We start from the raw sequence: 11888 nt of genomic DNA, 5'->3' as shown, positions 1-11888 counted from the left end.
TTATACATAAATTATATCATAAATTTAGGGGCTATTGTTATTTTATTCTACATTTTCTATTTTTTATAATACTTTTTTCAGGGGTCTCGGACAGTCCTATCATTATTAGTGCAAACGCATAAACTTTTATCTGATGCTCTTTCCATTTGCTTTGAAAGAGATTTAAAAAGAAAAGGTAATCCTTTTCCCCGTGAAAGATTGCCTCTTTTTTATTGCCGCGAACAATTATATGATAAATTCTTTCTGGTTTAAAAAACGATTTGCTCTTGGAAAAAGCTCTCCCCCAAAGTATAAAAATAGGGACAGTCCCTAAAATTACCGTACCAGGATAATTTGGGGACTGTCCCTAAATTACTACTTTTTCTTTTCGACGTAAATGGCGCAGTCAGGGCAAACCATTTGGCAAATGCCGCAGGCAATGCATTTATTATTGGACTCCACCGAAGGGGTGCCGTAGACGCCTAATACCTCTGACCAGGTAATGGCTTTTGTTGGACATTTTTCAATGCAAAGACCGCAGCCTTTGCAGAGACTCGGGTAAATTGTCCAGGTCCCTTTAGGATGCTCAAGGACTCTTCCTTTAAATTCCACCGGTCTTCCCCCCTTCTACTGTTCCCGGACCAGGGAAGCGCCCCGGTCAATGGCTTTATAGTTTAATTCCCGAAGTTCCGGTGCTTTTTCAAACTTATAACCGAGTTTCTTTTCAATGGCTTTTTTCGCTTGTTCCATGGAAACTACTCGGGTAGCTTCCAGTACTGCCCCCATAATAATGACGTTAAACACCCGGGGGTGAAGCTCTTTTTTTGCCACTTCCAGCGCAGGGATAGCTAAGATTTTTTTGGCATTAGTAGGTAAATCCTGCTCTACCCCTTCTATACTGCTGTCGTAAACAAAAATAGTATTTTCGTCCACATACTGCCGGGTCCGCCGAACAGCCCTATCGGAAAGAGCCACCACAATGTCCCCTTTTTCAAATTTAGGACTGCCTATGGGTTCATCGCCAATTTGCAAAAAGGCTATGGAAACGCCACCGCGCTGCTCTACTCCAAAGTTAGGGATATAAATTGCCTCCCGTCCTTCTTCGTTGGCCGCTTCAGCAATGATTTCCGCCACCGACTGCACCCCCTGGCCACCTTCTCCCGCCAGGGCTATTTTTACGACCTTCGCCATTTTTATTCCCCCTTCCCGGGTACTTTTAATTCCCCAACTTTAAAGTACTGGGTCATGGTTTTTTCAATAAAGTTCCAGGTTTCGGCTGCATTGGTCCGCCAGTTGGTGGGACATCCGGAAAGCACTTCGACAAAGGAAAAGCCGTTGCCCGCCATCTGGTTTTCGAGAGCTTTTTTAATAAATCCTTTTAACTGGCGAAGATTAGCTACCGTCCCCCGGGCTACATATGCTCCCTCCTGGGTTATTGCCGCTACCATCTCCGGGCCTAAAGTGGGATAGCCGGCTTCGTTGACATCCCGACCGTAAGGAGTAGTTTCCGTCTTTTGCCCGGGAAGAGTGGTAGGCGCCATCTGTCCTCCGGTCATCCCGTAGTTGGTGTTATTGACTAAGATGACGGTAATTTTTTCATTACGAGCAGCTGCGTTTACTAAGTGCTGGGAACCGATAGCATAGCCGCCGCCGTCACCCATGTAAGCTATGGTAATTAATTCTGGGTTTGCCCGTTTAATTCCAGTAATAACCGGTGTAGTACGGCCATGGTGGGTTTGAATGGTATCAACGTTAAAGAAGTCCCAGGCTAAGAGTGAGCAGCCAATATCTACACCAAAAACTGCTTTATCCTGAATGCCGAGCTCGTCAATTGCCTGGCCTAAAGCTTTTAATACTATCCCGTGGCCGCAGCCGGGGCAGAATTTATGGGGTTTTGATTCTATATTCCAGCTTTTAGGAATTTGCGGATAATTCACCTATATCCCTCCCTTATTTAACCTCGTGGTACTTGGCCACGATCTCTTCCTGGGTGATGCCCACACCCGGCTTTAAGATAGTGTGAATCTCTACATCAGTGCCGTAAATTGCTTCTTTAATTTGCTTTAAAAGCTGGCCATAGGACGATTCAGCAATGATTAGCTTTTTCGCTCTTGAAGCGATTTCCCGGAGTTCGTTTACAGCTAGAGGTCTTAGGGTAATTGGTCGGAAATAACCAACTTTTTTCTCGCCTTGGGCTAAAAGTTCTTTTACAGCTCCTTTTGCCGCCCGGGAAACCACCCCGTGGGCAATGATTACGGTATCAGCTTCAAAGGCGTTTAACTCTTCAAACTCTACTATTTCCGGAATAATGGCTTCGTACGCTTTGGCAATATTCATGACCACTTCATACAGTTCTTCTTCGGTATTGTAGGTGTTCCGCATATGACTTGGTTTTCGGTCAATACCGGGTGTTCCGGGAGCACCCATGTAGGGAGTGGGTTTAACAAGCTCGATGCCGCGTTCTGCTGGATCGTACATAATACAGGATTCCCGCATTTTCGCTTGATAACCGTCCCCTAAGATAAAGGTTGGGAAGCGGTATTTCCAGGCAGTATTAAAGCCTTTAATGACATAGTCGTAAAGATCCTGGTGGGTAGCGGTAGAATAAACAATGCGAAAGCCTTCTCCGTTGCCCCCATAGGTAGTCATAGTTACTTCCTGTTGAGAATAAATAACAGTGGCAGTAGATGGGCCGCCTCGCTGCTGGACAATTAACAGGGAGGGTATCCGCATCATTTCCGCCATGGACATAGGCTCCTGCATTAGGGTATTGCCAGGACCGGCGGTAGCGGTAAAGGCTTTCCGCCCGGCTAAAACCCCGCCCAAGGTCGTAAATCCTGCAGACAGCTCATCTTCCGTCTGCAAAAATTTTTTGCCGTACTTGGGGGCAAGTCTTGTCCAGTAGTGCATAATTTCGTTTTGGGGAGTAATCGGGTAACCATACATAATATCCGCTTCGGCCATAATCGCCGCATAAGCGATTACTTCGTTCCCGGTCATGAAGACTCTCTGCTCCCCGGTAACTGGCTTGTTTGCCATTTTTGGCACCTCCTCGTAGTATTACCAAAAGGTTTTTGGCATGTATCTTATTAACCCCTTAACCGGGGTTTTAAGCTTTTGAATATTTTCTTCATTACCGTTAATTAGTTTTTGGTCTACCGCCGTCCATAATACCGGCAGATTTAAAATTTTGGCTGCTTTTAATACTTTTTCTTCTCCTTCCAAGATCACATCCCAAGTAGTATCATCACCAAGGTGGGTATTATTTATTAAACCATCCACCCGTCCGATACTCCGAACATGTTCAACGATATCGTCTATTTCCCTGGTCATCGGTCGGGAAACATTGATAACCGCATAAATTTTTAAATTTGGTTCCTGCTCAAGCCCTTCAATTAAGTTTAAGCTTTTAGAGCCAGCAACGCCATATCCGACATCAAAAATTACGTCTCCGGGGTTTTTTAGAGCCCAGCGAACTTCCGGCTTTAAAAGCACTCCTGTTTCACCAAAACCTAAGGCCTCATTTCGTTCCCAGGCCAGTACCTTAAGCCCCAGGGCTTCTAACTCCTTTTTTATGGGTGTCAGGGTATAAAAGGGCTCTACCGTATCGAGGTCAACCAAGTTTACGGTACGCCCATTCTTCTTTAGCTCCAGGGCCCGGTTTACGGCATTTTCACTCTTACCGCTGGCGTATTCGCCAATAAAAGCTTCCACAATGCGCACTCGGTATCATCCTAAACTGTTATATAATTTTTAATTAAGGCAATTTATTTTTGTATAATATCCCCTAAAAACGCAAAAGCGGGACAAAGTACCTTTGTCCCGTCTAATGCTGCGTTTTAAATTAGTATACCTCTAATTTCTTTAAAACGTCAAGTTTTAACAAAAAAATTATTCCGTATACTTTTTTGCAAGGTTTACAAATTTGGTAAATTCTTTTAAAAAGCCTAACTCTATCACTCCGGTAGGGCCGTTTCTTTGTTTTGCTATTATTATTTCCGCAATGCTTTTCTTTTCCGTTTCAGGCTTATAATACTCCTCCCGGTAAATAAACATGACAATATCCGCATCCTGCTCTAAGGAACCTGATTCCCTTAAATCCGACATAATAGGCCTTTTATCCTGCCGCGCTTCCACCGCCCGGGAAAGTTGCGACAAGGCCACTACCGGCAAGTCCAGCTCTTTAGCAAGACCCTTTAAGGCCCGGGAAATTTCGGAAATTTCCTGTTGACGACTTTCCGCCCGGCGGCTGCCTCCTAAAAGCTGGAGATAGTCAATGATGATTAAACCAACATTTTTCTCTTGCTTAAGCCTTCTTGCCCGGGCTCTGAGCTCCCGGATGGTTAAACCCGGGGTGTCGTCAATGTAAATAGGGGCTCTAGCTAAAACCCCCGCCACTTCCGTGAGCCTAAGCCAGTCTTCATCACTAAGCTCGCCCGCCCGTACCCGGTGTTGGTCCACCATAGCCTCCGAAGTTAGCATCCGGGTGACTAACTGCTCTTTCGACATCTCCAAGCTAAAAACCGCTACCGGTACCCCGCTTTTAATGGCAGCATTTTGGGCTATATTAAGACAAAAACTGGTTTTTCCCATCGCCGGCCTAGCCGCAATAATAATTAGGTCGCTTTTTTGCAACCCATTTAACATCCGGTCCAAGTCATAAAAGTGGGTGGGTATTCCGGTAATATTGCCCCGATTTTGATATAAAAACTCAATCCTCTCAATGGCCTCGTAAACTATTTCTCTTACCGCGGTATAGGTCTGCTGGTTTCGTTTCATCCCCACTTCCAAAACCAGCCGTTCCGCTTCTTCTAGAATGCTTTCGGCGTCTTTTTCATTATAGCTAAGCCTTTTTATTTGTTCTGAAAGATCGATTAAGTGCCGTAATATTGCTTTTTCTTCTATAATATCGGCATGACTTTCTAAAGTGGTTTCCGGTACTGCCATTGCCAAAAGGGAAGCTACGTACGATACTCCCCCTGCCCGCTCCAATTCGCCTTTTTGTTTTAAGGCTTCAGTTACCGTTAACAGGGTAATCGGCTCGCCTTTTTCATTTAAATCGAGCATTACCTGGTAAATTAATTTATGGGCTTCCCGGTAAAAATCCTCAGGCTTTAAGATCTCAATTACTTTATAGAGATTTTCCCCTTTAGTTAATATAGTCCCTAAAACCGCCTGTTCGGCATCAATATTTTGCGGAGGAAGCTTTAAAAGCTCATCCATAAAGAATCCTCCTACACTGCCCGGGTGGTTAAGGTGTTAGCTCCAGAATTGAAAAGGGGCTTTTGGGTTGCAATCTCCACCACTTCTTCCACCGTTTTTACCGGGACTACTTTAATTCCTAAGAGGCCCCGGGGAACATCTTTTAAATTATCATGCGGTATTAATACGGTATTAATTCCTGCCTGTTTGGCTCCGTAAATCTTTTCCGGAATACCTCCCACTGGTTTAATCCGGCCATGTACCGAAATCTCCCCGGTAATAGCAATATCCTGGCGGAGAGGAGTTTTGGTAATAGCTGAATACATCACCAAAAACAAAGCCGCTCCGGCCGACGGGCCGTCAATATTCCCTCCCCCTATTACGTTTACGTGGAGGTCATAATTTTGGGGATCAAGGCCAGTGATTTTTCGGATAGAAGACAAAGCGTTAAATACCGAATCTTTAGCCATGGAGCCGGCGGTATCGTTAAACCGTACTGTTCCCCGTCCGGGAGTTTTGGCATCAAACGCTATCCCCTCAATCTCTAAAACCGACCCCAAGTATTGATATACCCCTAAACCAAATACTTTACCTATTTCATAGGTATCGCTACCCTTAACTAAATTATTGGGAGTAATTCGACTTACGCTAACTACCTCTAATATATCATCGACAGTAATTGTTAAATTGCCCGCATCTGGATTTTTAAACCGAGCAACTGCGTAACCATCGGCCAAGATGTTAACCGCCTTTCGCCCTTCCACCGTATAGCCGGCAATTAACTCCGGCACATTTGGAGCAAGTTTGACATTTAGCTTTTGGGCGGCATTTAAAACAATCTCCTTTATTTCTACAGGCCCCAAGGGCTCAAAAAAGATTTCAGCGCAGCGAGACCTTAGCGCCGGATTTATTTCTTCCGGTGAGCGGGTCGTAGCCCCAATTAAAATAAAATCGGCCGGAGCACCTTCCTCAAAGATTTTTTTAATGTACTTGGGAACATTGGGGTCATCGGGGTCGTAGTAGGCGGAGTCAAAAAACACCCGTTTATCTTCTAAAACTTTTAAAAGCTTATTTTGTAAAAGAGGGTCAAGTTCCCCAATTTCATCGATAAACAAAATCCCACCGTGGGCTTCGGTCACAAGTCCAAGCTTGGGTTCCGGTACTCCCGTTTCCGCTAAATCTCGCCGGGCACCCTGGTAGATAGGGTCATGCACCGAACCCAAAAGGGGGTTGGTTACTTCCCGGGGATCCCAGCGCAAAGTAGTTCCATCCACCTCGATAAAGGGAGCATCCGGAGCAAAAGGCGACCCTTTCCGCTTTTTCGCTTCTTCCAAGCATAGCCGGGCAGCGGTGGTTTTACCTACACCCGGAGGCCCATATAAAAGAATATGCTGCGGAAAAGGCGAAGACAATTTGGCCAGAAGGGCTCGAATCGCCCGCTCCTGTCCTACTATTTCCGAAAAGCTTTGAGGACGTAAAAACGACATAGCAGTCGCAGCAATTTTCGTTTCTTCCAACTTTTCCAGGTGGGCTAGTTTCTTTAGGGTTTGAGCGTTTTCTACGTTTCCGTTTTCTTTTAAGACCTGGCGCCGAATTTCGTCTAAATACTCTTCGTGGCGTTCTTGCATCTTCCGCTCTACTTTACGTTCTAAATCTTCTTCTACCGTCCGGCGGGCTAAGATGTCTGCTATCTGATCTTCAATTTTTTCTAAAATCTCGGAAAGCTCGCCACTAGCCGGTACCCGATTTAACGACGGGTCTTCAAAGACGATTTTCTGAAAACCCAAAACCTTTTCTTCTAATTTTTCTGATTGAATTAGTTTTAACGCTTCTACTTTAGCAGCTTTTAAAATAAGCTTATCTGGACCATATAAATTGGTTAAAACATTTCCAACTAGTTCGACTTTTTTTTCTAATTCCCGCCGTTCTTTGGGCAGTAAAAAAAATTTCAATTTTAACCCCTTCCTTCTTCTTTAACCACTACTTTAAGCCTGGTTGAAACCTCCGGATGAAGCTTTATATCCACCGGATAAACTCCTAGAGCTTTGATGTTTTCTTTAAGTTCAATTTTCCTTTTGTCAATTTTTATTTTATGGGCCCCTTCCAAAGCATCAGCTATATCTTTACTGGTAATAGCCCCAAAAAGCTTACCGTTTTCACCACATTTACCGTATAAAACTACTTCGATACTTTTTATCTTTTCCGCCAGGGCCCGTGCTTCCATCAGTTCTTTTTCTTTCCGGCGGTCTCTAGCCTCTTTTTGCTCCTTTAATTCTTTTAATTTCCCTTCGGTAGCCTCTACCGCAAGACCTTTGGCTATCAGGTAGTTCCGGCCATAGCCTTCGGCTACTTCCACCACATCCCCTTTTTTTCCAAGCTTTTTCACTTCAGTTAGTAGAATTACCTTCATCATTCACCCTCCCGGATTCCCTAAACTTTTTCCGAAAATCAAATAATGTATCGGACATTCCCAGAACCAATATAAACCACATCGCCATAGGTGGATATAAAATCCCAAAAACAATTAAAAAGGTACGCCAAAGAGGCGGTATTACGTCGTTTTTAAAGGCAAAAACGGTTATACTAAGTCCGCTTACAAAAAACAAAAAGCCGGTAATATATATAAGGTTAAAACCAATTTTGCTTAGAAGCGGATACTTGGCAAAACCCGAAAACATCAGTACGCCAACCGCCATTACCACTAGTACCCATATTGGCATCCGCCAGAAGCGAAAAGGTGGTAAATCGGGATAATCGTACCCAAGCCGTTTTAAAAGCTTTTTCGTAATAATAAAGGTTAAATAGGCAAAAATTAAGGAAGAAATAATAATTGCTCCAGGAAATAACAGCTCTGCTATTTTCGGCATTTGAGCAAAAGTATCAGCTAGCATCTTCGCCTGTTCAGTCCCGGGCTTAATAAGCCCTGACTTATAGTAAAACTCCAGGACTTGCTTCCCAGCTTCTTCCATATCCCGGCCAATAGCAAAAGGGTTAATTTTGGTTAAGAAAAACGTTACTCCCCAGGTCAGAACCGTTCCAATCGTTCCAGCAACCATGCCGGCAGTTACTGTAAGGGTTGGCTTTAGGTTTCTTTTAATAAAGTAACCGTAAACAAGCCCCAGAGGTCCTGTTTTAAAAAGAACCGTTAAAACCGAAAGCGGATCGGCCATGGTTAGAAGGGGAAGGATTGCGGCCACTCCCACCGCTAAAATACCAACTTTGGTTGAGTGCCTTACTACCAAAACAGCAATAGGCACAGGGGTAATAAAATCTATTACTACCGCTAAGGGCGGAAAGTAAACGCTTAAAATAACCAATACCGCGGTAATAGCCGCTAAAAAAGCTCCTTCCACCAACTGTCGAGTGCTGTTCAAAAGATCACCTCGTTTATATTAATTCAACTTTAATTATAATCGTAAGTTGCAAATAATTATAGAGTAAATCGCTGGAACTTGCAATAAAACTAAAAAAAGGAGCTAAAAAGCTCCTTTTTTTAGTCGTTTATTCTACAGTGAAAGGCAGTAACGCCATAATTCTCGCCCGTTTAATAGCAGTTGTAAGGCGTCTCTGGTGCCGGGCACAGTTCCCGGAAATCCTCCGGGGAAGGATTTTCCCCCGCTCGGTAATGTATTTTTTAAGACGATTTACGTCTTTATAATCTATATCCGTTATCTTGTCCATGCAAAAAGCACAAACCCGCTTTTTGCGGCGGCCACCTTTTTCTTTTTTCACAGCCCTACCTCCCTTACTTTAAAATGGGATATCTTCATCACTAATTTCAATTTCGGTTCCAAAATCCGCCGGGTCAAAATCTACCGCTGGGAATTCACCGGCAGTAGCTGGGGCTACCCCGGCAGTCTTAGGTTTATCCAAAAACCGGACGTTTTCTCCCACTACTTCATAAACCCTGCGTTTTTGCCCTTCTTTATCGGTATAGCTTCGAATTTGAAGCCTACCTTCCACCATAATGAGCCGCCCTTTAGATAAAACCCGGGCGACAGTTTCGGCAAGTTTCTGCCAGACTACTACATCAATAAAATCGGTTTCCCGCTGACCCTCTTTAGTAGTGAAGGGGCGGTCCACCGCCACCGTTATCGATGCTACCGGCGTTCCCTGGGGTGTATGTCTAAGCTCCGGGTCCCGGGTCAGCCTCCCTATTAAAATAACTTTATTAAACATAAAATTCACCCCAAAAGGTTACTTGTCTTCCCGAATAACAATATGCCGCACAACATCATCGGAAATTCTTAAAAGCCGGTCAAGCTCTTGTGCAGTTTCCGCTTTGGCTTTAAAGTTCATTACCACATAATAGCCTTCCCGGAGCTTTTTAATTTCATAGGCAAAACGCCGTTTGCCCCAGCGGTCGATTTTGGTTACTTCGCCGCCTTCCTGTTCAATCATCCCTTTAAATCTCTCAATAATGCTTTCGGTTTTTTCCGCATCAAGCTCCGGATGCAAAATGTACATTACTTCGTACTGGCGCAGCATTACTTACACCTCCTCCCTCTGGACTATGGCCCTATCTCGCTGGATAGAGCAGGGTAGTACAGTTTGCCGCAAAAATTATAACACTCCCAAGCTATTTTGGCAACCTTATGTATATTTTTTTCTTTTAAATACCAAACTAAAAAAGAAAATTTTTTGGAGGAGGTAGGTAAAATGGCTACAAAAACGTCCATTCACCCATCGGTTAACGAGCTATATCAGCGATTAGCCGAAGACCAGCTTTCCAACTGTTTTGACCGTTTTGACCCCCAGGAAAAGATCCGCTGCAATTACTGCGAGCTCGGGGTTTCCTGTCAGCTCTGCAGTAACGGTCCTTGCCGGATAAACGAAAAGGTTGGAGCAACCCTGGGGGTCTGCGGAATTAACGCCGATGGCATGGCAATGCGCTACATGCTATTAAGAAACGTAATGGGTACTTCAACCTATACTTACCATGCCTATGAAGCTTATAAAACTTTAAAAATGACCGCTCTCGGTAACACCCCCTTTACCATTACCGATAAAGATAAACTTTACCAGATGGCCAAGGATTTAGAGCTAAACACCGAAGGCAAACCGGAAGATGTGGCAGTACGTCTTTCCGACTTTTTAATCTGGGAGTTATACCGGGACTATGACGAACCGGGGAAAATGATTGAGGTCTACGCTCCTTTAAAACGAAAAGAAGTCTGGCGTAAGCTTGGGATTTATCCGGCCGGTCCCCTGCACGAGCTAAAAGATGCCGCCGCCAGCTGCCTTACCAACGTCGACGGGGATTATGTATCCTTAGCAACTAAAGGACTAAGGCTCGGACTTTCCTGTATTTACGGTGCCCAGATAGGCCTTGAGCTGGTGCAGGATATTTTATTTGGTACCGGTATGCCCCATGAAATGGATGTGGACCTGGGCATCTTTGATGCGGATTACATCAACATCGTCTTTAACGGTCACGAACCGTTTGTCGGGGTGGCTTTAATCTTAGCGGCTAAAGAAGCGGTAAACCAGGATAAAGCCAAAGCCGCCGGTGCCAAAGGCCTTAGAATTTACGGCAGTATTGAAAGCGGCCAGGAAGTAGTACAGCGCTTCCAAAAGGACGAAGTTTTCCGGGGTCTAACCGGCAACTGGCTAACTATTGAGCCGATGTTGGCCACTGGAGCCGTTGATGTCTTGGCGATGGATATGAACTGCTCACCGCCCAATTTAGGACCTTTAGCGGAAAAATACGGAGCAACATTAGTCTCGGTATCCCGGCTGGTACGTTTTCCGGGTATTCACCATTTCCTTGACTATAAGCCCAGTGAAGTTCGGGAAATCGCGCAAAAAATCATTGATATCGCCGTTGACAGCTTTAAAAACAAACGCCACGGAAAAATTACCCCCAAAATTCCCGCCAACATCCAAAAAGCCATCACCGGTTTCACCCCGGAAGCTATTTTAAAAGCTTTGGGTGGCAGCATAAATCCTTTAATTGAAGTTATTAAAGCCGGAAAGATTAAAGGAGCGGTTGGACTTATCAATTGCACTACTTTAAAGAACGGTCCTCAGGACTACGTCACCGTAAACCTGGCAAAAGAGTTAATTAAGCGGGATATCCTGATCTTATCCGGTGGCTGCGGCAACCATGCCCTTGAAGTTGCCGGACTCTGTAATTTGGATGCGATAAACTTAGCCGGACCAGGACTTAGTGAAGTATGCCGAAACTTAAATATTCCACCGGTACTTTCTTTTGGGACCTGTACCGACACCGGCCGAATTTCTTTAGTGGTAACAGCCTTAGCCAACGCCTTAAACGTTGACACCGCCGATTTGCCGGTAGCCGTGACCGCTCCCATGTACATGGAACAAAAAGCTACCATTGACGCCCTCTTTGCCTTAGCCTATGGCTTATATACCCATGTAGCTCCGGATCCTCCGGTGATGGGTGCACCAAACCTGGTAAAACTTTTAACCCGGGACCTCCCCAGTATCACCGGCGGAAGAATAGCCGTGGGGAGCGACCCCGTCAAAGTTGCCGATGATATCCTTGCCCACATCAACGACCGCCGCGCCAAACTGGGTATTTAAGGGACGGTTCTGCCAGCGAGCTTATCGCTGGCAGTTTTTTTGTCTTTAATAACGGAAAATGGTCACTGTAAGAACCGTCCGAGAGGACTGAAAAAGTAACATTTTTTAGGCGCAAATTGGCTTTTTATAGCTGTAAAATCTTCCTTTAAACAAATATT

13 protein-coding genes are annotated in these 11888 nt (G+C 44.7%); 1 reads left to right on the top strand and 12 read right to left on the bottom strand.

All coding sequences use genetic code 11. The annotated features are described in order from the left end of the window. Positions 1 to 354 precede the first annotated feature (354 nt). The 12 genes from cpu_RS08620 to rpsF all read right to left on the bottom strand — a co-directional run bounded on the left by cpu_RS08620 (position 355) and on the right by rpsF (position 9669). Entirely contained in the window at positions 355 to 591 is a 237-nt protein-coding gene (locus tag cpu_RS08620; protein WP_075859611.1) for a 4Fe-4S dicluster domain-containing protein, read from the bottom strand. 15 nt (positions 592 to 606) lie between these two features. Further along, complete coding sequence (locus cpu_RS08615) at positions 607 to 1170, bottom strand: 2-oxoacid:ferredoxin oxidoreductase subunit gamma family protein (protein ID WP_075859610.1); 564 nt, start codon at positions 1168 to 1170, stop codon at positions 607 to 609. 2 nt (positions 1171 to 1172) lie between these two features. Continuing rightward, the gene (locus tag cpu_RS08610) at positions 1173 to 1916 is read right to left on the bottom strand and encodes a thiamine pyrophosphate-dependent enzyme (RefSeq protein WP_075859609.1); all 744 of its coding nucleotides are present in this window, start codon (positions 1914 to 1916) and stop codon (positions 1173 to 1175) included. A 13-nt stretch (positions 1917 to 1929) separates the two neighbouring features. Beyond that, positions 1930 to 3018, bottom strand: coding sequence for a ferredoxin oxidoreductase (locus cpu_RS08605; protein WP_075859608.1), 1089 nt, complete (start codon positions 3016 to 3018; stop codon positions 1930 to 1932). 21 nt (positions 3019 to 3039) lie between these two features. Next, positions 3040 to 3702: a hypothetical protein gene (locus cpu_RS08600; RefSeq protein ID WP_075859607.1), complete on the bottom strand. Its 663-nt coding sequence runs from the start codon at positions 3700 to 3702 to the stop codon at positions 3040 to 3042. Positions 3703 to 3870: 168 nt separating this feature from the next. Next, on the bottom strand, positions 3871 to 5202 hold the full coding sequence (gene dnaB, locus cpu_RS08595) for a replicative DNA helicase (RefSeq protein WP_075859606.1): 1332 nt from the start codon (positions 5200 to 5202) through the stop codon (positions 3871 to 3873). 11 nt (positions 5203 to 5213) lie between these two features. Continuing rightward, positions 5214 to 7133: a Lon family ATP-dependent protease gene (gene lonC, locus cpu_RS08590; RefSeq protein ID WP_075859605.1), complete on the bottom strand. Its 1920-nt coding sequence runs from the start codon at positions 7131 to 7133 to the stop codon at positions 5214 to 5216. A 2-nt stretch (positions 7134 to 7135) separates the two neighbouring features. Further along, complete coding sequence (gene rplI, locus cpu_RS08585) at positions 7136 to 7591, bottom strand: 50S ribosomal protein L9 (RefSeq protein WP_075859604.1); 456 nt, start codon at positions 7589 to 7591, stop codon at positions 7136 to 7138. Continuing rightward, on the bottom strand, positions 7569 to 8555 hold the full coding sequence (locus cpu_RS08580) for a YybS family protein (RefSeq protein ID WP_077177263.1): 987 nt from the start codon (positions 8553 to 8555) through the stop codon (positions 7569 to 7571). Before cpu_RS08580 ends, rplI begins: the two co-directional genes overlap by 23 nt. Positions 8556 to 8682: 127 nt before the next feature. After that, positions 8683 to 8913 (bottom strand): 30S ribosomal protein S18, encoded by a 231-nt coding sequence (gene rpsR, locus cpu_RS08575; protein WP_075859602.1) that lies wholly within the window; start codon positions 8911 to 8913, stop codon positions 8683 to 8685. 18 nt (positions 8914 to 8931) lie between these two features. Next, on the bottom strand, positions 8932 to 9360 hold the full coding sequence (locus cpu_RS08570) for a single-stranded DNA-binding protein (RefSeq protein ID WP_075859601.1): 429 nt from the start codon (positions 9358 to 9360) through the stop codon (positions 8932 to 8934). Between the two features lie 18 nt (positions 9361 to 9378). Beyond that, a complete protein-coding gene (gene rpsF, locus cpu_RS08565; protein ID WP_011342983.1) occupies positions 9379 to 9669 on the bottom strand; it encodes a 30S ribosomal protein S6 in 291 nt (96 codons plus the stop codon). 171 nt (positions 9670 to 9840) lie between these two features. Here rpsF and cooS point away from each other — a divergent pair, with 171 nt between their 5' ends. After that, a complete protein-coding gene (gene cooS / locus cpu_RS08560) occupies positions 9841 to 11730 on the top strand; it encodes an anaerobic carbon-monoxide dehydrogenase catalytic subunit (protein ID WP_075859600.1) in 1890 nt (629 codons plus the stop codon). The last annotated feature ends 158 nt before the right edge of the window (positions 11731 to 11888 follow it).

Source organism: Carboxydothermus pertinax (assembly GCF_001950255.1).
Classification (GTDB): domain Bacteria; phylum Bacillota; class Z-2901; order Carboxydothermales; family Carboxydothermaceae; genus Carboxydothermus; species Carboxydothermus pertinax.
This window is presented reverse-complemented; position numbering and strand designations above follow the sequence as displayed.